This window comes from Rhizobium sp. ERR 1071 (assembly GCF_007828675.1).
Taxonomy (GTDB): Bacteria; Pseudomonadota; Alphaproteobacteria; order Rhizobiales; family Rhizobiaceae; genus Rhizobium; species Rhizobium dioscoreae.
Window position 1 is genome coordinate 162,171 of the sequence record NZ_VITM01000005.1, and the last position, 21,995, is coordinate 184,165.

The window sequence follows — 21,995 nt, forward strand, 5'->3', positions numbered from 1 at the left end:
CTTCCTCTATTCGGTCTTGTGGACGGTCAAAGAGGTCTTCAAGGCCTCCAGTCGTTGTGAGACCAGATCATCGGCGATCAAGTTTGTCGCCTCGTCGGTTTTCTTGGTGACGGGATGGCGAAACACGAACCATGCTCCGCCAGTCTCGCGTTTCTGATAGATCGTTCCATCGAGAATGCGATGGATGAAGCAGGTCTTGGCGGGAAACTGGCCGTTCGTGGCGTGCCAGGTTGCCTCGAGACACAGACGGCCGGTGTCCGTCACAGCCCAGCGGCCTTCAGCCCAGGATTGTCCGTTGGTCCCGTCGACCCAGGCAGAAAACCGACGGTCGGTATCCTGCATTCGGCCAGCACCATCAGGCCAGCGCCAGCTCTTGTCGTGATAGAGCATGTAAAGTTCAACCGCCGTCATGGGTCTTGCTCCATCCGGCACCTTGGTGGTCGTTGCGGCCAAGGCCGTATTGCTCCCCGCTGCAAGTCCAAGCACGATCGCACATGCCAGCGATGCGGCGGGGACCAGGGAGGTCTGTGTCCTTAATGGCTTCATATTGCTTCTCCCGTATCGTGGATTGGAACGAGCTTTGGGGTTGCCGCCTTTACGGCTCGCTGCCGGTTTCGTCGTTTGGCGATATCGCGCAGGCTGCTATGTGTGCTTGCCGACTTACCTATGGAGCAGACGTGAAAGCCAATCCGGCGGGCGGCTTCCGCATCCAGCGCATTTCGCAGATCTATGAGAACAGGCTGGCGCAGTTTCTTCTTGAGCTGGGCCAGGTCGATCTTTCGGATGGCGTCCCATTCCGTCATGACGACGACGGCATCCGCGTTTCTCGCGCATTCATAAAGATCCTCGTGGAAATCGACGCTGCTGAGGACTTTTGCTGCATTCTCGATGCCGATGGGGTCATATGCCCGGATGCGGGCACCCAGGCGCTGCAGGGTTTCGATGAGCGGCACGGAGGGCGCGTCGCGCATGTCGTCGGTATCGGGTCTGAAGGTCAGGCCGAGAATGGCGATGGTCAGGCCGTCAATATCGCCGCCAAGTGCCTTGCTGACCTTCCGTGCCATGCGCCGCTTGCGCATCTCGTTGACGGCAAGGGTTTCCTCGACGATACGCAACGCCACGCCATGGTCCTGCGCCGTCTGCAACAACGCAAGCGCGCTTTTGGGGAAGCATGAGCCGCCATAGCCAGGGCCGGCGGCAAGGAGGCTTGCCCCGATGCGCTTGTCGAGCCCCATACCGAGCGCCAGCTCTCCGACATCGCTGCCCATCTCCTCGCAAAGATCGGCAAGTTCGTTGATGAAGGTGATCTTCGTGGCGAGAAAGGCATTGGCGGCATGCTTGATCAGCTCAGCCGTCCGACGCATCGTGATGATGACGGGCGTATTCTGGCGCTCGATCGGGACATCATAGAGCTCGACAAGCCGTTTGCAGGCCCATTCCTCCTCCACGCCCAGGACGATGCGGTCCGGAGCGAGAAAATCCTGCACCGCAATGCCTTCGCGCAGAAATTCCGGATTGGAGGCGACGGCGAAGGTGCCAGGCGTCCGGACCGAGCTGATGATCCTGTGCACGGCGTCGCCGGTTCCGACCGGCACCGTCGATCTTATCACCACGATACTATCAGCCGAGATAAGCGCCGCGAGCTCGCGCGCTGCCTGGTAAATGAAGGAAAGGTCGACATCCGCCTGTCCTGGATGCGGGGGCGCAGCGATCGCTATGAAGACGATGGCTGCTCCTTCGACCGCCTTTGCGATGTCGCAAGTGAAGTCCAGCCGTCCCGCGGCATAGTTTCGTTCCACCAGCTCGTCGAGATCCGGTTCGTAGATCGGAATCCTGCCGTGACGAAGGGCGGCGATCTTATCGGCATTCTTGTCCACACAGACGACACGATTGCCCCATTCGGCGAAGCATGTGCCGCTGACCAAGCCCACATATCCGGTTCCAATAACAGCTATCTTCATGTGCGTTCCCGCCAATAGCGTCCTTCCCGTCATGAACCTCAATTGTCCGTGTCACTCACGTGCCAGTGCGGATTGAGCACCATTCTGTGCAGTCCACGCCCGCCAATGCCGGCGCCCGCCACCGAAAAGCGATTGTCGAACAGCACGTAGCCGTCGGTGTCCCAAATCAGTGATTGTACTCCGGCGCGGCCGTGCTCCATGATGCCGACAAATGGCAGCGCCGTCAGAGCAAGCAGAGCGCTGGCGAGCGCTGGCCGATAAAAGCGCTTGTTCGCGCCGAGCGTGTTTTCACGCGCATGCTGGACGATGATGACCAGCAGCAGCAAAGTGTAGATGGCGGCATTCATCGTTGCGAAGATATAAAAGCCGCTGCTCTCCTCCGCGCTGACGGATAGCACCGGCAAGATGGAGGCGAGAGAGAGAAAGCCATAGGGTGCAAGGACCCGGAACGGCAGCGGATCGACCTCCGATGTGCCTTTCGGCGTGACGCGGAAATCCACGAACGATCCGGTCGCCCGATCGTGAATGGCAGCCAGAGCGCCCACGAGTGCCCACGGCCAGCGGGCAAACAGGAACAATGTCATCTCCCAGCTCAGGATCCTGGCATTGGCCGGCCTGAACGTATGCGTACTGCGCCAGCGATAAGCGAACAGGATCAGCAGAACGGATTGCGGCACGAAGTGCAGCAGAAAATCGGGATAGGAGACATCGACGAAGGTCCTGCCTCTAACAAGCGCGATGATGGGCATGACGAACATCAGCGCCATGAAGAGCGAGAAAAGAGAATACCAGAGCTGCGAAAACAGGAACTGGATCTTGAGACGCAGCGGCAGCCGCTTGATCAAGCTTGGCGAATATTGCAGCAGGATCATCATCAGGCTGCGCGACCACTGAAACTCCTGGGTGATGAGATCGGCAAAGGTGCGCGGGCCATCGCCATGCGCAATGGCATCGAGCGCATGAATGCCACGCCAGCCGTGCGCATTCATCATCAGCGTGGTGGAGTGGTCTTCCGCCAGCTCTGGGCCTAGACCGCCAATGCTCTTCAGGGCCTTGGTGCGAACGGCGTAGTGCGAGCCGATGCAAAGCGGCGACAGCCCGTGATTGAACCCCACCTGAAGCGATCCGTGCATGCTGGCTTCCGCATAGAGACGGCCGCGTGCCGACCAGCTTTCACCGGCATTCCGATCGCAGATGCTCGGCGCGGAGACATAGCCGACCGCCGGATCGGCGAAGGGGCGAAGCATCTGAAAAAGATAGCCTTGCTCGGGCACATGATCGGCATCGAGCTGCACGACGAAATCATAGCCTTCATAGCCGTAGTGATCGTAGAAGAAGGCGAGATTGCCTTCCTTGCAGCGGGTGCGCCGCGGCCAGGTCTGGCGGTGATAATCTTCGCGGCCCCTGCGGGTGGATACCTGGACGCCATGTTTGCGGCACCAATCCAGCGTCGAGGGTGACGGATCTTCATCCGCGAGCCAGGTGTCGTGCGGCACATTCTGTGCCAGCATGGCATCCAACGTCCGGGCCACCACCGCGAAGGGCTCCGATGGTGCCTTGGTGACGACCATGGCGATGCGGCTGCCGGCGGGAAGCCGCAATTGCCCCGTCGGCTTTTCGGCGCGAAAGAAGACGATGATGAAATAGGCTGGAATGATCGTCACCCAGGCAAGCACCAGGGTCAGCAAGACCGATCCCATCGGGTCGACATGGTGTGCGGGTGTAAACCACCAGCTCCAGAAATAGACAAGCGCCGCGAGCCATAGCGTGGCGCAAGCGACATATTCCGCGCGCTGGCGACCCCGCAGGACCGGCGTCATCAACGCCCTTTCCTTCATTGCTTCAGCTCGTGTCCGGATCGATGTCATCCTCGCATCTCCAGTCCGAAGAAGGGAGCCGCGGTCCGGATGATTGTTTCGATATTCGAATGCAGAGCGTGGAAGCCGAGTTTCTCGGCGGCAAGTTCGGAAGCGGCATAAAGGACAGGCGGATCGCCCGGTCGCTGCCCGTGCATGGCGATGGGAACCTTGCGTCCGCAAACGCGTTCGATCTCCCCGACGATCTCCTTGATCGACGTGCCGTGCCCTGTTCCCAGATTGACGGCAAGATTGTCACCACCAGCCAATAGATACTCGACTGCCAGGACATGCGCCCTGGCGAGATCCAGCACGTGGATATAGTCGCGCACACAGGTACCATCCGGCGTGTCGTAATCGTCTCCATAGACTTCCAAGGTTTCGATCGCGCCGGCCGCCGCCAGCAACGCGCGTGGAATGAGATGCGTTTCGGGATCATGCCATTCGCCCAGTTCCCGTTCGGGATCGGCGCCCGAGGCGTTAAAGTAGCGTAGTGCCACATAGGAAAGTCCGTATGCGGCTGAATAGTCGGCGAGCATGTGTTCGGCAATCAGCTTCGTTCTGCCATAGGGATTGATGGGTCGAGGCGTCTCGCATTCGCGGATCGGCAGATGGGCGGGAATTCCGTATATCGCGCAGCTCGATGAAAAGATCAGCCTATTGGCTTGCGCGCGGCGGCACGCCTCTAGAACCGACAGCGTGCCGGTGACATTGTTGGCGTAGTATTTCGCGGGATTTTCAACCGACTCGCCGACATAGGCCGAGGCGGCGAAATGTATGACCGCCGCAGGCCTGTGGCCATCGATCGCCTCAACAAGGCGGGGCGTGTCGAGAATATCGCCTTGGACGAAGGGCCCCCAGCGCACGGAGGTCAGGTGGCCCGTCGAGAGATTGTCATAGACGACGGGCTCGAAGCCCTGGCGATGAAGGAGTTTCGCGGTGTGGCTGCCGATGAAGCCGGCGCCACCCACGACGAGTATTTTTTGCCTGGCCATCACGCAACTTCGAAAAGCTCGCTGCTTGGACGAACCAGCTGCCGTTCGAAGTAGGCGATGGTGGACTTCAGCCCATCCGCTAGCGCGACCGACGGTTCCCATCCCAGTTCGCGTTTCGCGACGCTGATGTCGGGCCGGCGCTGACGCGGATCGTCGACCGGCAAGGGCTTATGGACGATCTTTGAGCTGGAGCCGGTGATCGCGATCACCTGTTCGGCAAGATCACGCACGGTAAATTCCCCCGGATTACCGAGATTAACAGGCGTATGGATGACCGTTTGGTCGGCCATAAGGCGGACGAAACCATCGATCAGGTCGGCGACATAGCAGAACGAGCGCGTCTGGGAGCCATCGCCATAGACCGTGATGTCCTGGCCCCTGAGTGCCTGGACGATGAAATTGGATACGACGCGGCCGTCGTCGGGGCGCATGCGCGGCCCATAGGTGTTGAAGATACGGGCAATCCTGATGTCGACGCCGTGCTTAGCGTGAAAGTCACGGAAAAGCGTTTCGGCGGAACGCTTGCCTTCGTCGTAGCACGAGCGGGGGCCGAAGGAATTGACGTTGCCCCAATAGTTCTCAGGCTGCGGATGTACCTGGGGATCTCCATAGATCTCCGATGTGGAGGCCTGGAAGATGCGCGCCTGGTGATGAGCGGCTAGCTCCAGCAGGTTGAGCGAGCCGAAAACGCATGTCTTCATCGTATGGATCGGATCGGCCTGATAATGCGGCGGAGATGCCGGGCAGGCCAGATTGTAGATCTCGCTGACAGGCAGATCGAGTGACGCTATGACGTCATGGCGGATAAAGCTGAACGTGTCATAGCGAAGAAGATGCCACAAATTGTCCATCCGCCCGGTTGAAAAATCATCCACGCAGATGACTTCATGGCCATCCTGCAGAAGCCGGTCGCAAAGGTGCGAGCCGAGGAACCCCGCGCCTCCCGCAACAAGAATCGTACGTCTCTTGGTATTTTTTGGAGTGATGCCTGCAGATTTGAACGCTATGCCCATCAAACCCTCCCGGTACTTTAGACACGCAGCCGAGTATCAAGGCGAAGTAAGACTTCCGCCTTGTTGTAGGCTGTTTACAACTGGGAATTATTTCTGCAATTTATGGCTATAGTTTACTAACGTTTAACTATGCTGTCGTTATCAAGGAATGCAGAAGTTTTACATTCTGTCCATTTTTGTCGCTATCAGCGCTGATGTATTAATTTAAAATAATTTACATTGGGCGTGTGATTTAAATTGTAGTTTTTACTATAGAATTCAGATATACGTTGGTATTATAAGATATTTTAGAGATATCAATGAGTATTGTTATTTATCTCCGTCCCAGATGGCGAAGCCGATAGGCGTAAGGGAGAGTCGACCCAAATTCGGCTTCAAATAAATTCGCGCGATATGTTGTATCACGATACTCCTCTTCTCCAGCAAGTTTTCGTGTCCGCGCCCTGCGCGACAGCAACAAAGCACCGTGGCTCATCTGAGATCTTGTAAGCGGATAATTCCATAAGGGCGAATGCCCGAACCATGAGCGTTCTGACACCCCGAGGGAGCGGCAAGGATAGGGGCGCGGGCGCTTGATGGCTAGGTCAGGCGCAGATCCAGGCGCGGATGCAGCTTTTTCAGATTTGGCAATGATTTCATCTGCCAGGGAATTTGCGACGAGCCGCAGACGGTAAGATGAACATCCGGATGCTTGCGCGCCTCTATCGTCAGTTTGGCAAGCAGGTTGATGCCCGAAGAATTCAAGAATTGCAGACCGGTGAGATCGAAAGTCGCCTTGCCTCCGCCCCCATGAAGGATCGTCCTGGCCAGATCATAGACCGGTGCATAGGCGTCGGGACCCGCCAGACGCATGGTTCCGTCAAAATAAAGGGTGCTGCCTTCGGACCAGACGCGGAATGCTTCTTCTTTGATTTCCATAAAAGGCCTCTCGCTGGTTCACGCCGATGAAATCGCCATTGCGGCATAGGTTTGCAGCTTGATCCGCTTGTGCGGACCATCCTCGTCGAAATGCCAGGCCAACTGGACCTGGTAGTCGCTCATCAATGTCAACAGTCCTAACCCGGATGCATCGTCGCCGGCAAGAACGCTTGCCTCGATCTGTTCTATCAGGAGATCGCCGGGATCGCCGGCCGTAACCCTCAGCAATAATTCCTGGAAGCGTTCAGTCGCGTCGCGGTCGATAAAGTTTCCGATCCGCATCCTGAAATGATGGTCATCCCTCAACGCCTCGATCAGGATCTCGCCCGTGGCGCGGAACTTGATGGAGTTTTCGATGAGCTCGTTGGTCAAATAACCGATATCGTGCCGTACCGTCTTGTATTGGCGCTCGGAAGCACGGAAATCGAGCGCCATCGTTTCCGCGATAAAGTCGGATGTCGTGGCCGAATGGCGCCACGCCAAGTGAAGAGGTCCGTCGAACAGGCGAATGCGAAGGGCATTGGTGCCGTCGAACGAAACCAGATGTTCCTTGCCGAAAATTGCTGTTGTCATCTCCTCACCTGTGCCGCATCACCACAAGGGTAATATCGTCATGGATCTTATGGGTCCCGATGTAAGCCATCAAATCGTCGAGTATGCCCTCGACGACTTCTTCCGCAGTCCCGCCATGTAGCCGGCGGGCATCCTCCAAAAGCCTGTCGAAGCCGAACAGTTCGCCCTTCGAATTCTCCGCTTCGGTGACACCGTCTGTATGCAGGACTACCATGTCGCCCTTCTCGAAGGATACTTGCCGCGTATCGATAAAGGGAGCTATGTCGGGCTCGAGGCCAACAGGAAGACCGAGATCGCCTGTATCTATCCGCTCCACCTTGCCGTCCTGGCGAATGATGATCATGTCCTCGTGCTGGCCGGATATGGTCAATCTCTCGCCGTCATAGTCGAGGAACGACAAGGTGAGATGCTTGTCCGTCCGTGTCCGTTCGATGTTCTTGAAGATGGCGCGGTTGAGATCGGTCAGGAATTTTGCCGGATCCATCTCGCCTGCTTCCTGCAGGGCGCGGGCGATCGATTGCACCATTAGCATCAGCACGCCGCTCTCCAGCCCGTGGCCGGTCACGTCGCCGATGCCGATCTTGAGGTTGTTTCCGTTCTGCAGAACATCATAGTAATCGCCGCCGACTTCGTCGGCTGGGCGCATGTAGGCGGCGATCTCCAGATGCTTGATCGCCGTCAGTTCCTTGGCCCGCGGCAGGACCATGAGCTGGATTTGCTTGGCGACATTGAGCTCGGCACCCAGCCGCAGATTTTCGTTCTTCAATTGGCTGTTGAGGGTGGAAATCTCTTCCTTGGCGGCCTCGATCTCCTTGGTCCGGTCCGAGACGAGCTTTTCGAGGTTTTCGGTGTGGAAGCTGATATCCTCCGCCATCCGGTTGAATGCGATGCCGGCCTCAGCCACCTCGTCCCTGGTCGAGATATCGACCCGGACCGAATAATCCTTCGCCTGTATGCGTTTGGCGGCGCTCGCCAGCGCGCTGATGCCGCTGGTGACGCGTTTCGAAGCAGCGAAGACCGCCGCTGTGACGATCATCAGCGACACAAGGACCGCCATGATCTGATAAAGCAGGATGCGGTTGGTCGCCCGCGATATCTCATCCTTGGCGGCAATGAGCGAGGCGTAGATCTCGCGCTCGGGCACGACTATCCCGAGCGACATGACCTCGCGTTGCACCGGTCCATCCACCCAAAGATTGGTCGGGTGCAATTGCTTGACGACCACGAGGTAGGGAACATCCTCTCCCTGCTGGCTAAGGGTAATATGCTGGATCACGCCGTCGGCCTCGAGTGGCAGCGTGGTGATTGCCGTTTGCGTGCTGTTGCGCAAGGATCGATCGACGCCGGTGACGCCCTTGGCGGCGGCATCATTGGCGGCACGCAAGCCGATGACCTTCTCGCCCACGGGATTGATCGCGACGACATTTCCATTCGACATGGCAAGGAAGCCGAAGCCGGTCTGGGCGACTTTCACATGCTCGACGATTTCGGCAAGTTGCGTGAGCGTGATATCAGCGCCAGCGGCACCGGCCACCTGATGCCGATCCGGCGTCCAGAGCGGATGAAAAAAGCTGACGATCAGCTTGCCGGTGATGGCGTCGGTATAGGGAGCGGTCTGGGTGATGTAATCGGCAACCGGCCGTGATGACGGGTTGGAAGCCCATTGCTGCCAGGATTCGTAGAGGCCCGGAAAGAAGAATGTCCAAAAATCGGCGCTGTTATGGCCGGGATAGAGCCGGTCGAAGGTCTGTGCCTGCGTCGTATAGGGAGCGGTCCGGAAAATCGGACGCTCCCTGGGGCCGATATAATACATCTGCAGCTTCGACGCGCCGTTATGCAGCAATGAAGGGGCGACCAGATCGAGCACCGCGCTCCACTCTATGTCTGCCTGTACCTGGGGCAGGGGATGGTGATCCTTATCGAGCAGGTACCCCCAGACACTGATGACGGAGGGCGTGCCGGGCAAGTTCTGTGACCACTGGCCAACCGGGTCGTAGGACACCGTTACGGCACCCGGGGACGCCCTGCTCATGGCGGCCCCCACATCCACGCTTCGCGCGGGGTTGTCGATCTGTCCCTGCAGCACGCCCGCCAGCGCCTTCACGTCGGAATGGACCTGGTCGATCAGCAGGCCGACCTCCGCGGCGGTCGAATCCGCATAGGAGCGAATGTAATCCTGGCTCGCCTTCTCCAGGCCTTGTCCCACTTCCGTCGTGGCGTTGCGCGAAAGACGCTGGACGTTCCAGAGCGCAAGGCCGCCGCTGACGAGCAGGTCGAAAAGAACGGCACCCCCGACCACGAGTAGAAATTTGGCGCGAAAGGAGCGCAGTCCGAGCCGTTGCTTGGCGGTTGACGCGTCTGTCATAGCGGTTTCTGTCCCGAGGAAGCCCAGATCGGCCAGCCGGCATAGCCTCTTGGGTGGAGCGCGGCAAAAATATGGTCGGCGAAACCTTGTTTGAATCGCTCGATGAATGCGGCCGAATCCCCTCTTCGGACCGCCATCTCATCTGCGTAGACATTCCGCCACGCCGTGATGATGTCGGCGAAATCCTGGGGATCGCCGTCGAGATTGGTGACCATGAAGCTTTCCATCCGCACATCCTTGAAGCCGGCATCCAGCAGCATGCGGCGGCCCTTGGGACCCATTTCGACATCCATGTCGAAATGGGCAAACAGCTTCGCGACCTCGTTATAGGTCCATTGGATGCTGTCGGCTCTGGGCTCGCCAAGACAATGGGAGTTCTTCTCGTTGGTGATGTAGACCCTGCCGCCTGGCTTGCATATGCGATAGAGCTCGCGCAGCAGAATATCCGGACGGTCGAAGATCTGCAGCGAATGCCTGCAGGTCACGAAATCGAACTGGTCGCTCTCGAACAGCATCTGGGATGCATCGCCATAGGTATATTCGATATCCTGGACGTCGAAGTCGTCCGCGACCTTGCGGGCATATTCCAGGCTCGTCACCGAGTGATCGAGGGCAACGATCCGCGCCGGCTTGAAATCCTTTCGCAGCAGCATGGCGAAATCGCCGATGCCGCAACAGATGTCGGCAATATGCAAACCCTCACGAAGGCCGTGTCGCGGCAATATCTCGCGTTCGTGCCGCCAGGTCATTTTCGTCTGGGTTCGGAGGATCGGGATGAAGCTCTGGTTCTCCACGAACGTCTGCCCGGGATAGAAGGCTGAATCGTAGATCTCGACGGCGATGTTGGGCGACAGATCGCTCAAATGGCGAAACAGCCGCGATGCCCATGCGACGACGCTCGAGGCGACGACCGTCAGTTTGAGATCCGGCCTCGACCGGGTGGCATCGAGGAGTGCATGCGTCAGGGCGCGGAACGCCGTATTGTTCATGTGGATGACGCGCTTCAGATTGATGTAGCAGACACCGTTCACCGTCTCGATACCGTTTCGCAGCAGGGCGAGATCATCGGCGAGCTCGGCAACCGAATGCGGTCTAAGGACTCCCGACAGGGAAAATTCCTGATTGTTGGCATCGAATTGCGCTGTGAAACGGCTAGAGGAGGGGTTGTTCAATTGAGTAGCCTTTCGAGTGCGAGATCCACCACGAAAGTCATCACGCCTGTATCCTGATCGGACAGCTCGATATCCGCATCGTAATTGACGGCAAGGCCAAGAAGGATCGCGTGCTCGGCACGCGCGGCGTCATCGGTGATGACATCGAGATAGTTTGCAAGCGCATGGCCGTTTCCGATGCGCTCGACGATTGCCTGATATGAAGCGCGTTGTTCGGCCGAGCAGGGAAAAGTCAGTTCGATTCGCTCGATCAAGCCATTCCGGTAGAAGCGGCAGGTAAGGGTGCCGCCGCTTTCCCTGGTATGAAACGACATCTCGAAGAGTTCATTCAGGGCTGACGAAAGCAGGTTGGCATGACGGATGGGATCGTGGCGATCATGGCTGACCATGCGTGCCACATAAGCGGCGCATTGGTCGCAATGCGACCAGTCCGCCACCAGGGTCGCCATCTCCATCTCCAGCTCAAGCAATGGCTCGAAGGCCGCGCCCATTTGCACCTCCTCCATGTTACCCCCTCAAGAAATTCCCGAACGAAATGCGAAACTCACGGGCTGGCGTGATATTCGTCGAATGTGGTGACCGGTTGAGTGCGCGCACCCCGCCTTATGAAATCATCGAGCTTGTCGGCGCTGAGCGGAGGGCTGATGCTATAGCCCTGCAGGCGGTCGCAGCCTTCTTCCCGGAGCCAGGCGGCCTGTTGCTGCGTTTCGACGCCTTCCGCGGTCACCCGCATGTCCAGACCGTGGGCAAGCCCGATCACGGAGCGCACAATGGCTTGGCTTTTGCCGTCCTGCAAAATATCCCTGATGAAGTAGCGATCGATCTTGATCGTATCGAAGGGAAAATTCTTGAGATAGCTGAGCGAGGAATATTCCGTGCCGAAGTCATCAAGGGAAATCTGGATGCCGAGCACGTTCAGCGTGTTCAGCGTGTCGAGATTGTTGGTCGTGCGTTCCAGAAGCACGCCTTCGGTGATTTCCAGCTCCAGGCGCTCGGCTGGAAATCCGACGATATCGAGCGTTTGGGAGATGCGATCGGTCAGGCCCGGCGTCAGGAATTCCGCCGGAGAAAGGTTGACTGCGAGCGTATAATGCGCCGGCCATGCCAAGGCCTCGCGGCAGGCTTCTTCCAGCATCCACTGACCGATTTCGCGCATGAGGCCGTCGGCTTCGGCCATGGGAATGAAAGCGGCCGGCGGAATGATCCCGAGGGTCGGATGCCGCCAGCGCAGCAGCGCCTCGAAGCCGACTATATGGGACGAAGACTCCACCAGCGGCTGATATTCGATGAAGAACTCGTCGCGTTGCAGCGCCACGCGCAGGCTTCGTCGCAGCAGCTCCCTTTGTTCGACCACGATCAGCATGGCCGGATCGAAAGTCCGCGCCCGCCGTCGTCCCTCTTTCTTGGCGGCATAAAGGGCGACATCGGCAGCCTTCATCAGCTGTTCCCCCTCGTTGCCGTCGCGCGGCGCAATTGCAATGCCGACGCTTACGCCGACGAAAAGAGAGATGCCGTTGACCGTGAACGGCTTCTTGAATTCGCTCACCAGCGCGTCTGCCAGTCGCTCCGCCTCGAAGGCACGCTGCGGTCCGACCTGGATGATGGCGAATTCGTCGCCGGCGAGACGGTAGACCGTTCCGCCCTCGCCGAGCGCTTCCTTGATTCGTGCGGCGGCGAGTTTCAGCACGATGTCGCCGGCACCGTGGCCGAGCGTGTCGTTGACGGGCTTGAAGTCATCGAGATCGAGCTGCATCAGCGCCGGCCCGATCTTGCCGCTCGCCGGAAGGAGCTGCGCCAGCGCGGTACTGAATTGGCGGCGATTGGGCAATCCGGTCAACGCGTCGTGTGTTGCCTGATGGATCAGCCGCGCTTTTTCACCGTCGTCGGATGGCAGGTTCCCATTCGAGCTTGCCCCGTTGGTTTCGACGATCAGGAGGCCTACTCGAATGTAGGAGACGACAACGTTGCGTTTTCCTCGCCTCGGATCGTCGAGCGGGATCGTGCGAGCTTCACCTGTATCGATTACCTGACGAATGAGCTCGGCAAGCGCCGGTTTTGCAAGTGCCGGATAGGCCTCCCACAATGTCACCTTGTTCCGGGTGGGAAGGCCGATATGCTCTTTGAATCCCTTAGAGGAGTCGAGCAGTTTGAGATCGAGGTTCCAAAGCGAAATAACCGCCTCTAAACCGTTGTCGGATTCGGACTCATATGGAATTTGCTGCGACCGATCCACTCGGTTCTCAGGCATATGGCCTCGTCCTCCCCAAGCCGGTCAAACAAAATCCGGCCATTCTTCAGTTTCAACTGGTCCGTTCGCATCGGAGCGTGCGCATCAACAATCGCAGTCTCATCGATCGTGCGGGCGCAAGTCGTAACTTATCAGAACGTGACAGCCGCTTTAAGCGAATATATTACTAGACCTTCATATTTAGCAATGACTGCTAAAACATGTGCAGATTAAATCGACCGCGGCGATATTATCTGTTTCATTTTGAGTGCTAGAAGATTGCACTCCCAGATCGCACGATGCGTTTAGATTGCAGTGTTTCCATCGGGTGATTTCGATGGCTCCATGGTTGATTCGTGGAGTGTCCTCTTTTCCGATCGACGCCAGCGGTCGCAGTCCCGCCGCCTTCTACTGAAGTGTCCTGCTTTGCGGCTCCATCGCAAGGACCGGCAATTGCGCTTCGCGGCCCCCTTGAACGACAGGGTGGCTGCGAAGCCTTGCGGCCTTGCGAATAAGCAACTCCTCATTGATGATCGCTTGCATGCTCGCGGTGAATTTGCGGGGACTGAACTGTTCCGCATGCGCTTGCAGTGTTTCCGGGTGAAAGCGGTGCTGCATGGCCTCGAAATCGATCACGGCCTTGATCAGCGCATCGACGGACTGCTGGTCGAAGAGAATGCCAGTCACTCCCGGCGCGACCGTTTCCAGCGCCCCCCCACTTCCGTAAGCGATGACGGGTCGCCCGCTGGCCATCGCTTCCACCGGAACCATGCCAAAGTCCTCCTCGCCGGGAAAGACCAGCGCACGGCAGCGCGCGAGCTTTTCTCTCAATATTGGAAATGGGATCCGGCCGAGAAAAGTGATCGAGGGACCGGCGATACGTTTGAGCTCCTCCGCTTCGCTGCCTTCGCCGATGATGACCAGTTGGCGATTCATCCGGGTAAAAGCCTTCACCGCCAGATCAATCCGCTTGTAGGGAACCAACTGGCCGGCGCAGAGATAAAAATCCTCTGTCGATGGCGCCGGCGTGAAGTCATCGACATTGACGGGTGGATAGACCACGGTCGCGGGCCGCCGATAATACTTGCCGATGCGGTCGCAGACATGATGCGAGTTGGCGACGAAGCGGTCGACGCGCATGCTCGTATTGACGTCCCAGGAGCGCAGCATCGGCGCCAGCATCGGCAATATGAGCCGGGATGCGAGGCCCGCATGGGATCGATAGAAGTGATAGTGATCCCAAAGATACCGCATGGGGGAATGGCAATAGCAGATATGCGTCGCCCGCGGCGACGGGATGATACCCTTGGCCGGGCCGGATTCGCTGGAAATGATCAGATCGTAGCCGGTGAGGTCGAAGCTCTCCAACGCGAAGGGCATCAGCGGCAAGAGCGATTGGTAGGTCTTGGCGGCACCCGGAATCCGCTGAAGGAAGGAGGTGAAAATCTTGTGCCTGCGAATCTTCTCGGAGACACGGCTTTCATCATAGACGAGAGTGAAGATATCGGCGTCCGGATACATGTCGCAGAGCGCCTCGACCACTTTTTCTCCGCCGCGCATCGATACCAGCCAATAATGCACGATCGCTACCCGCATTGCTCTTCCCTCCATGGGTCGAGACAACATTGGGCAGCCGGCAACTTTTGCGACAGGGCCTACATCGGTTCAGCGCGGCATACAAATGGCCGAAGCGAGTGACCAAAAGATTTAGCTGCCGGTATGTGCCTGCACACAAGGATATGCCCATCCGACCAAGAGACGGCAGCGTCGCCTACCTCCCTGCCAGAAATGATAAGCCCTGTTGCTTCGGTAGGGGATTTACACGTTATGCGTTCAGCTGCTGATCTCGCTCCATGGCGCCTTTTCCGTGTGATGGCGCAAGCGATCAAGAAAGCGAGATTTAGACTCATGTCCAGAGTGTGCGCTTCGGCTTACCATTCCATCTCCAGGCCATCTCGATTGATGGCGCCCTGGTTGATGGCGTTGCTTCTTTCCGGCGTGGGGATGCATGGCATGGCGAGTGCTGCGGCGGCCGACGCCTATCGTGTCGGACCTCAGGCGCGGATCAAGGTCGCCATCGTCGAATGGATCGCCGCAACCGGCGAATACAAGGAATGGACGGCGCTGAACGGCGAATATGTCGTGTCGCAATCGGGTTCGATCTCAATTCCGATGATCGGAGAAATGCGGGTCGGCGACAAGACCGTCGAGGACATCAGCGCCGATATCGGCGACAAGCTGAAGCAGATCACCGGTCTGGCGCTTGCACCGACCGCTTCGGTCGAGGTGGTCAAATATCCGATGATCTACGTGTCCGGCGCTGTCGAAAAGCCGAGCGAGCTGGAGTTCAGGCCCGGCCTGACGGTGAAGCAGGCGGTTGCCATGGCGGGTGGGCGTGAGCGTCGGTCCAGCCAGACCGGTGACTACTCGGAGGCGCAGCAGGTCAGCTATGCCGGCGAGATCAGCCGGATGGAGCTGCAGCTGAAACAGCTCGGCGCCCGGCGGGCCCGCCTGATGGCCGAACTCAACGATCAGCCGGCGATCACATTCCCGCCGGAGATCAAGGTCGCTCCCGAGGGATCGGCCATCTGGCAGATCATGACGAGCGAAGTAGACCTGTTCAATGCCAGGGCAGATGCTCTGCGTCAGCAACTCGCCGCCGCCGCGGATCTGGAAGTGCTGCTGCGCAACGAAATCAACATCCTTGATGAGAAGATGTCGTCGCAGGACGAGCAGGTGAAGATCGCGCAGGACGAGTTGAGCGACATTTCCAAGCTGGTCGACACGAAGATCCTGACCACCTCTCGGAAAACCTCGCTGGAGCGGATCGTCGCCGAGATGCAGGCAGGCAAGCTGGATCTTGTCGTTGCTTCGATGCAGGCAAAGCAGAAGCTGAGCGAGACCGAACGTGACGCGCTCAATCTCAAGGGCCAGCGCAAGACCGATGCCGGCCAACTGCTGCAGACTACCGAGACCGAAATCGAGGATACCAAACTAAAGCGAAACACGACGCTGCAACTTCTGCAGCTTTCGGGCGCTTCGCTTTCGAGGAGTCAGAGCATGAAGGCGCTCGATCTCCAGCCGATGGAATACTGGATCACCCGCAACGGCGACGAGGCCAATGCGATCAAGGCATCGGAAGCGACCGTGCTGCAGCCGGGGGACGTTCTGGATGTGCGCTACAATATTTCCGGAAGCCTGGACGGCACGGCGCTTTCGTCTGCCGATACCGGCCAATCTCAATAGTGATAAGCGAGCAATGTGGGGCGACAATCATGGCAATTCACGAGATCGGTAAGGGCTTGCGCAGCATTCCTTCGAGCGCCAAGGGGACAGGGGGCAGCGAATATATCTCCTTTCGTGACGTCTGGCGTTTCCTGCAGCGCCACTGGATGATCTTCGCACTGTTTACGGGGGCGGGCCTCGGCGTCGGCGGCTTCTACATGGCGACCACCCAGCCGGTCTATTTGGCGACCACGCGGCTCGTCATGGATCCAGACCAGGGACGCATCGTCTCGCAGGACGCCTTCACCGGAACGGTCATCATCGAGGCGGCGGAAATCGCGAGCCAGGTCGAGATCGTCAAATCCGAGGCGATCGCGCGCGCGGTCGTGCAGAAACTCAATCTCACGGAAGATCCGGAAATAGTCGGCGGCATGTCCTGGCAGGCGACGCTGCATGACAAGCTGCGCGCACTCTTCAGCTACTTCAAGCACGGCGATGATGGCAGCGCGAAAGTGGAAACCACGGAGGATGATCTCATGCGCCGCACCATGGCCTCCTTCCTCTCCAGAGTCGAGGTTACCCGCGTTGGCCAGTCCTACATTCTTGAGATCGGATATAGTTCGGTCGATCCGCAAAAGGCGGCTCTGGCGGCGAACGCGATTGCAGAGGCCTATATCAGCACCGGCCTGTCGGAGCGGGCATCGGCAGCGCAAAGTGGTGCCAAATGGCTGGAGACACGTTTGATCGAAGTCGGACGGCAAGCTCGCGAGGCGGCGATGAATGTTGAGGAGTTTCGCGCTAAAAACGGCATCATGGAGATCAGTACATCGTCCTCCCTCGATCAGCAGCAACTATCGGAGATCAGTAGTCAAGCAGTCGCGGCCAAGGCACAGACGGCGGCAGAATCAGCCAAGCTCGCGACACTCAACCAGCTGATGTCGGGTGGTAAAGTCGAAGGCGATGTCGATGAGACGATGAACAATCCGCGCATACAGAAGCTGCAGGAGGATCTCGGAGCTGCGACAATCAAATTGAACAACCTTACCGGCAGATATGATGCCGATAATCCCGCCATCATTGCCGCGCAGCAGGAAATCGATCGAATAAAGGGAGATATGCGCAAGGAGTTCGAGCGTATCCAGGCAGTCTACAAGGTAAATCTGGAAGTCGCCCAAACCCGCGAGAAGCTGCTCAGCGATGAATTGGCGTCGCTTAAGGACGCCGGAACGGACAAGAATCTGGCAAGGGTGGAGCTGTCGGAGATGGAAAGCCGCGCCACCACCTACCGACGGATGTATGAAAGCATCCTGCAGCAGCTGATTGGCGCGCTGCAAAAGGAATCGTTTCCGCTTGGCAATGTTCGTGTCGTGACCGCGGCCGCCGTGCCGCTGGCAAAGAGCTGGCCGAAGTCTTCCTTCGTCCTGCCCTTCACGGCCATGCTCGGCCTTGCGGCCGGTGTCATGGCGGCGCTCTTGCGGGACGGCCTGGATCGCCGCGTTAGCTCCAGTGAAAAGCTGCGGCGGGAATTGGGGATCAGCTCTCTTGGCCACGTGCCCGTCTACATGAGCCCGTCCTTCCTGCCGGGAAGAATGGCGGCCGCCAACGCGGGCTGGCGACGAACGATGCTGCCGTTGAGATCCGTGCTCGATACGCCCTATTCGCAATTTTCGGAAGCCTTGCGTGGTGTCAAGCACTCGATCGATTCCGCATTTCCGCCGAACGCACCCATGGTGATCGGCATCACCTCGGTCGGCACCGGCGAAGGCAAGACCACGATCGCGACCAATCTCGCGCAGCTCTATCAGCACGAAGGTGCATCCGTTGTGCTCGTCGACGCCGACTTTCTCAATGCGAGACTGAGCTGCGTGGTTACCGAAGCCGGCACGGATTTCGGCATGGAGGCCTTGAGCATCAACGATGCGCCGCGCCGCTATGCCGTCGCCCATGAAGGCGGCCTGCTTGTCGCGAAGGCCGAGCATGAGCCCGAGGCGGAAGTCATGCAGGCCCATGGTGGCGTCCCGGTCGTCACCGTCGACGAGACCGAAAAATCCGTGACCGCTTTTCAGCGCTATGGGCATCTGCCCGCGCTGAAGGCTGAGATCGACTTGTTGCGCCGGCGATACAAGGTCGTCATCGTCGATATGTCTGCCTTCGAGGATTCTGCCGATACCCGCGTCATCTGCACCTATCTCGAGGGCATTGTCGTCGTCGTCGGTCAGACGAACAAGATGACGGTGGAGAGGCTGTCGGACGCGCTGGCAAGCTTTGGCACGACAACGATCAATATCCTCGGCATCATCGCCAACCGCAGCCATGAGAGGCGCCACCGCCAGGACAAGCGGCTTTGGCGCCGCCGTCAGGATCGTCGCCAGGTGCGCGCGTCGGCGCGACGACTTACGGGCAGCGTAACGGGCCGGCCCTTGAAGATCACGCTCGGTGTTGCAAGCTCCGGCCGCCGCGATATCCTGTCGTCCATCCTCCCCCATGTTGCCAGCCAAACACGGAAGCCGGACGAGATCGTCGTCTGCCTTTCCTCCCCGGAAGACATCGATCCGAGCTGCCTTAGAAATCTCGACATTCCGGTGCGGGTGCTTATCAGCGAGCGCGGGCTCTGCCGTCAGCGCAATCGCATTCTCGACAGCGTTCAGGACGCGGATATCGTCCTTTTCCTCGATGATGATTTTCTGATGACGCCTGCCTATATCGCAGAAACGGAACGACTGTTTCAGCTGCAGCCGGATGTCGCCATGTGCACCGGCACGGTCTTGGCCGACGGCATTACCGGACCGGGCATTTCCGTTCGTGACGGCTTACGATTGGTCGGCACGGAGCGCCGCCGCCGCTCCGAGCCCTCGATGCAAATCCGATCTGTTTACAATGCCTATGGCTGCAACATGGCGATCCGCATGGCCGTCGTCAAAGCCGCGGCCCTGCGTTTTGACGAGAACCTACCCTTCTATGGCTGGCTCGAGGATGTCGATTTCAGCAGACTCGTGGCCCATTACGGCCAGGTCGTGAGCGTCAAGCAACTCGAAGGCGTTCATCTCGGCACGAAAGGTGGCCGACCGGGCGGTGTTCGTCTCGGCTATTCGCAAATAGCCAACCCGCTCTATCTCATGCGCAAGCGCACGATGAGCGTGCCGCAGGCAACAATGCAGATCGGCCGCAATCTCGCGGCTAACCTCGTCAAGGTCTGGCGACCGGAGCCTTGGGTCGACCGCAAGGGCCGCCTTAAGGGCAATGTCATCGCGCTTCGCGATCTCCTCAAGGGCAGGTTGGCGCCCCAAAACATCGAAGCGCTGGAATAATCCGGTGGCACGCTCATCCGACCTCGATCGTGTCGTCATCATCAACGACCGCTCCGCCAGGATAGGCGGAGCATCGAATCTGGCGATGCTCTCGGCCACTTTGCTGCAGGAAGCCGGGGTAGCCGTGACCTACTTCGCCGGCGATGGCGCCGGCTCCGAACAGCCAGCGGCCGACACCATCAATCTGGCCGCACAGCCGCTAACGCAGCAGCCGCGTCTCAGCGCACTTGCCAGCGGTCTTTATAGCCATCGGGCCTATGAAGGCTTGAGCGCTCTCATGTCGCGCGTCGATACCAAGGGCACTATTTATCATGTCCACGGCTGGTCGAAGATCCTATCGCCGTCGATTTTCCGCGCCCTATGGCCGGTTCGGGACCGAGTCGTCCTGCACGCTCATGACTATTTCCTCTCGTGCCCGAACGGAGGATTTGCCAATTACCGGAGAAGCCAGGTCTGCCCTCTGACGCCGATGTCGCTCGGCTGTCTGGCGACAAACTGCGACAAGCGCGGCTATCACGAGAAGATCTGGAGATCGGCCCGCCATATGGTGAGGGAGCATTATTACCCCATCCAGCAATTTGCCGCCAATATCATCGTCGTACATCAACGTATGCGCGAATACTTCGCCCGCGGCCAGATCAACATGGGCAATATCGAGGCAATTCGCAATCCGGTCGAACCCTTCCTCGATCATCCTACGGAGCCATGGAAGAAGCGCGATTTCTTCTTTGTTGGTCGGCTGGAGCCGGAAAAGGGATTTGAAGATGCCGCGATCGCGGCGCGGCTTGCCGGTGGAAAGCTGCAGATCATAGGCGACGGCGCCGGCCGCGGTCGGCTGGAGCGGGACTTTCCCGAAGTCGTCATTCACGGCTGGAAATCCAAGAGTGAGATGCGGAACATCCTTTGCGACGCGCGCGCCCTCGTCATTTCCTCTCGGGTGCCGGAACCTTTCGGATTGGCGGCGCTCGAGGCCGTGACGAGCGGCATACCGGTGATCTTGCCGGATACCGCGCTTCTCGGCGACGAACTCGCGATGCTCGGATGCGGACTGACCTTTCAGGGCGGCAAGGTGGAAACGCTGGCAAGCGGAATGCGCCGGCTTGCCAGCGATGACATACTTCTTCGACGGATGAGCGTGAATTGCCTCCGCCGATCAGGCGAGCTGGCGCACACACCTGTCTCATGGCGCGACGCATTGCTTACCCTGTACGATCGTGTTCTCGACCGCGCAAACGCTGCCAGAACGAACTTGCGGTCGACCTTGGACGACGACTTTTCAGCCGCCCATCGACTGATCGACGAAGCGGGCTGAGGCTTGTGGGTAGCTCTGTGCCCGGCGTCCTACGCCAATGGGACTAACCCAATGTCCGCAGGGTCAATTGTCAAGGATTGGGGCAGCTGGCAGCCTTTGAAGGAAGCATGATGGTGGTGAGGGGTCCGGAAGATGTTATCGACTTTTGACAGCATTGCCCATCGCGAGCGATCTCGCCGCGAGGCGAAGCGGGCGGAACGAAGGGGACGCGCCAAGCGTATTGTCGACCTTGTTCTTTCTGGGCTCGGGCTGTTGTTTCTGGCGCCGGCGCTGCTTGTCATCGCGATTGCATTGCTTCTGGTCGACGGCCGGCCCGTCATCTATCGCCATACGCGCGTCGGCCGCGATGGACGCCCGTTCGACTGCCTGAAATTCCGCACGATGCGCAAGGATGCCGATCGGCAGCTGGCGGAACTACTGGCACGTGACGAAACGCGAAAGCAGGAGTGGCTATCGACACAGAAGCTGACGAACGACCCTCGCGTGCACTGGCTCGGGAAATACCTGCGCATGAGCAGCGCCGACGAGCTACCACAACTGGTGAACGTTCAGCGCGGTGAGATGAGCCTGGTCGGACCTCGACCTGTCGTTGCCGCGGAGCTCGATCGCTATGGAGCCAATCTCTATTGTTATCTGGGGCTGCGGCCGGGGATCACGGGCCTCTGGCAGGTCAACCGCCATGCCGATACCACTTACGAGGAGCGTATCCAGTTTGATCTGGATTACTTCCATAGCCGTTCCTTGCGCACCGATTTTGCAATTCTCGTAAAAACGGTTGGCGTCGTGCTGCTTGCACGCAACGAAAAAGAACGTCTCACCAAATGAAAAAAGCGGCTACGGCAATCCAGACGACAAGGCAGAAAATCACCAGAATCCAACGAAGCAAAAGTTTCTGGCGCAATCCACCCGGCCGTTCCGGGGCGATGCGATCATGGTTTTCGTCTTTCATAAGCGGCTCTGCGTGGTGTTTCATGACGATTGCCGGCAAGCCCCTCTTCTATTGCCGAGAACTTCCATCGGACTCTGACGTTCAGGGTAATAATTTCTCTGATGGAAAATCGAATAATTCC

17 protein-coding genes are annotated in these 21,995 nt (G+C 58.6%); 4 read left to right on the forward strand and 13 right to left on the reverse strand.

Annotated elements, in window-relative coordinates; all coding sequences use genetic code 11:
- Nucleotides 1-6: 6 nt before the first annotated feature.
- From FBZ99_RS19085 to FBZ99_RS19140, 12 genes are all read right to left on the reverse strand, one after another.
- The gene (locus FBZ99_RS19085; RefSeq protein WP_113353335.1) at nt 7-546 is read right to left on the reverse strand and encodes a DUF995 domain-containing protein; all 540 of its coding nucleotides are present in this window, start codon (nt 544-546) and stop codon (nt 7-9) included.
- Complete coding sequence (locus FBZ99_RS19090; RefSeq protein WP_145634311.1) at nt 543-1,961, reverse strand: UDP-glucose dehydrogenase family protein; 1,419 nt, start codon at nt 1,959-1,961, stop codon at nt 543-545. Before FBZ99_RS19090 ends, FBZ99_RS19085 begins: the two co-directional genes overlap by 4 nt.
- Before the next feature lie 38 nt (nt 1,962-1,999).
- Nucleotides 2,000-3,829 (reverse strand): glycosyltransferase family 2 protein, encoded by a 1,830-nt coding sequence (locus FBZ99_RS19095; RefSeq protein WP_246661136.1) that lies wholly within the window; start codon nt 3,827-3,829, stop codon nt 2,000-2,002.
- Entirely contained in the window at nt 3,826-4,812 is a 987-nt protein-coding gene (gene galE / locus FBZ99_RS19100; protein ID WP_113353333.1) for a UDP-glucose 4-epimerase GalE, read from the reverse strand. The genes FBZ99_RS19095 and galE overlap by 4 nt, the downstream gene beginning before the upstream one ends.
- Nucleotides 4,812-5,825, reverse strand: a complete 1,014-nt coding sequence (locus FBZ99_RS19105; RefSeq protein WP_113353332.1) for a UDP-glucuronic acid decarboxylase family protein — start codon at nt 5,823-5,825, stop codon at nt 4,812-4,814. The genes galE and FBZ99_RS19105 overlap by 1 nt, the downstream gene beginning before the upstream one ends.
- Nucleotides 5,826-6,404: 579 nt before the next feature.
- Nucleotides 6,405-6,743 (reverse strand): slr1659 superfamily regulator, encoded by a 339-nt coding sequence (locus FBZ99_RS19110; protein WP_069615114.1) that lies wholly within the window; start codon nt 6,741-6,743, stop codon nt 6,405-6,407.
- 18 nt (nt 6,744-6,761) lie between these two features.
- Nucleotides 6,762-7,316 carry a slr1658 superfamily regulator gene (locus tag FBZ99_RS19115; RefSeq protein WP_145634313.1) on the reverse strand — a complete coding sequence of 185 codons (555 nt, stop codon included), beginning with the start codon at nt 7,314-7,316 and terminating at the stop codon, nt 6,762-6,764.
- A gap of 4 nt (nt 7,317-7,320) precedes the next feature.
- Nucleotides 7,321-9,681 carry a SpoIIE family protein phosphatase gene (locus FBZ99_RS19120; RefSeq protein WP_113353331.1) on the reverse strand — a complete coding sequence of 787 codons (2,361 nt, stop codon included), beginning with the start codon at nt 9,679-9,681 and terminating at the stop codon, nt 7,321-7,323.
- Nucleotides 9,678-10,853: a class I SAM-dependent methyltransferase gene (locus FBZ99_RS19125; protein ID WP_113353330.1), complete on the reverse strand. Its 1,176-nt coding sequence runs from the start codon at nt 10,851-10,853 to the stop codon at nt 9,678-9,680. Before FBZ99_RS19125 ends, FBZ99_RS19120 begins: the two co-directional genes overlap by 4 nt.
- Nucleotides 10,850-11,344, reverse strand: coding sequence for a ubiquinone biosynthesis methyltransferase UbiE (locus FBZ99_RS19130; RefSeq protein WP_246661137.1), 495 nt, complete (start codon nt 11,342-11,344; stop codon nt 10,850-10,852). The genes FBZ99_RS19125 and FBZ99_RS19130 overlap by 4 nt, the downstream gene beginning before the upstream one ends.
- 53 nt (nt 11,345-11,397) lie before the next feature.
- On the reverse strand, nt 11,398-13,101 hold the full coding sequence (locus FBZ99_RS19135) for a putative bifunctional diguanylate cyclase/phosphodiesterase (RefSeq protein WP_113331223.1): 1,704 nt from the start codon (nt 13,099-13,101) through the stop codon (nt 11,398-11,400).
- Between the two features lie 387 nt (nt 13,102-13,488).
- Complete coding sequence (locus FBZ99_RS19140) at nt 13,489-14,676, reverse strand: glycosyltransferase (RefSeq protein ID WP_145634315.1); 1,188 nt, start codon at nt 14,674-14,676, stop codon at nt 13,489-13,491.
- A gap of 381 nt (nt 14,677-15,057) precedes the next feature.
- On the opposite strand from FBZ99_RS19140, the gene FBZ99_RS19145 reads away from it, so the two are divergent.
- From FBZ99_RS19145 to FBZ99_RS19160, 4 genes are all read left to right on the forward strand, one after another.
- Complete coding sequence (locus FBZ99_RS19145; protein WP_246661138.1) at nt 15,058-16,326, forward strand: polysaccharide biosynthesis/export family protein; 1,269 nt, start codon at nt 15,058-15,060, stop codon at nt 16,324-16,326.
- A 29-nt stretch (nt 16,327-16,355) separates the two neighbouring features.
- Entirely contained in the window at nt 16,356-19,613 is a 3,258-nt protein-coding gene (locus FBZ99_RS19150; protein ID WP_233789986.1) for a nucleotide-binding protein, read from the forward strand.
- Nucleotides 19,614-19,617: 4 nt separating this feature from the next.
- The gene (locus FBZ99_RS19155) at nt 19,618-20,925 is read left to right on the forward strand and encodes a glycosyltransferase family 4 protein (RefSeq protein WP_113353328.1); all 1,308 of its coding nucleotides are present in this window, start codon (nt 19,618-19,620) and stop codon (nt 20,923-20,925) included.
- A gap of 132 nt (nt 20,926-21,057) precedes the next feature.
- Entirely contained in the window at nt 21,058-21,750 is a 693-nt protein-coding gene (locus tag FBZ99_RS19160; RefSeq protein ID WP_069615122.1) for a sugar transferase, read from the forward strand.
- Here FBZ99_RS19160 and FBZ99_RS33165 read toward each other — a convergent pair.
- A complete protein-coding gene (locus FBZ99_RS33165) occupies nt 21,740-21,913 on the reverse strand; it encodes a hypothetical protein (protein ID WP_162718440.1) in 174 nt (57 codons plus the stop codon). The two genes, FBZ99_RS19160 and FBZ99_RS33165, sit on opposite strands and share 11 nt — an antisense overlap.
- Between the last annotated feature and the right edge of the window lie 82 nt (nt 21,914-21,995).

What these genes read in the sequence shown, in the direction of transcription:
- FBZ99_RS19085 (WP_113353335.1), bottom strand. Translation starts at nt 546, where the DNA reads ATGAAGCCATTAAGGACACAGACCTCCCTGGTCCCCGCCGCATCGCTG.
- FBZ99_RS19090 (WP_145634311.1), bottom strand. Translation starts at nt 1,961, where the DNA reads ATGAAGATAGCTGTTATTGGAACCGGATATGTGGGCTTGGTCAGCGGC.
- FBZ99_RS19095 (WP_246661136.1), bottom strand. Translation starts at nt 3,829, where the DNA reads ATGACATCGATCCGGACACGAGCTGAAGCAATGAAGGAAAGGGCGTTG.
- galE (WP_113353333.1), bottom strand. Translation starts at nt 4,812, where the DNA reads ATGGCCAGGCAAAAAATACTCGTCGTGGGTGGCGCCGGCTTCATCGGC.
- FBZ99_RS19105 (WP_113353332.1), bottom strand. Translation starts at nt 5,825, where the DNA reads ATGGGCATAGCGTTCAAATCTGCAGGCATCACTCCAAAAAATACCAAG.
- FBZ99_RS19110 (WP_069615114.1), bottom strand. Translation starts at nt 6,743, where the DNA reads ATGGAAATCAAAGAAGAAGCATTCCGCGTCTGGTCCGAAGGCAGCACC.
- FBZ99_RS19115 (WP_145634313.1), bottom strand. Translation starts at nt 7,316, where the DNA reads ATGACAACAGCAATTTTCGGCAAGGAACATCTGGTTTCGTTCGACGGC.
- FBZ99_RS19120 (WP_113353331.1), bottom strand. Translation starts at nt 9,681, where the DNA reads ATGACAGACGCGTCAACCGCCAAGCAACGGCTCGGACTGCGCTCCTTT.
- FBZ99_RS19130 (WP_246661137.1), bottom strand. Translation starts at nt 11,344, where the DNA reads ATGGGCGCGGCCTTCGAGCCATTGCTTGAGCTGGAGATGGAGATGGCG.
- FBZ99_RS19135 (WP_113331223.1), bottom strand. Translation starts at nt 13,101, where the DNA reads ATGCCTGAGAACCGAGTGGATCGGTCGCAGCAAATTCCATATGAGTCC.
- FBZ99_RS19140 (WP_145634315.1), bottom strand. Translation starts at nt 14,676, where the DNA reads ATGCGGGTAGCGATCGTGCATTATTGGCTGGTATCGATGCGCGGCGGA.
- FBZ99_RS19145 (WP_246661138.1), top strand. Translation starts at nt 15,058, where the DNA reads ATGGCGTTGCTTCTTTCCGGCGTGGGGATGCATGGCATGGCGAGTGCT.
- FBZ99_RS19150 (WP_233789986.1), top strand. Translation starts at nt 16,356, where the DNA reads ATGGCAATTCACGAGATCGGTAAGGGCTTGCGCAGCATTCCTTCGAGC.
- FBZ99_RS19160 (WP_069615122.1), top strand. Translation starts at nt 21,058, where the DNA reads ATGTTATCGACTTTTGACAGCATTGCCCATCGCGAGCGATCTCGCCGC.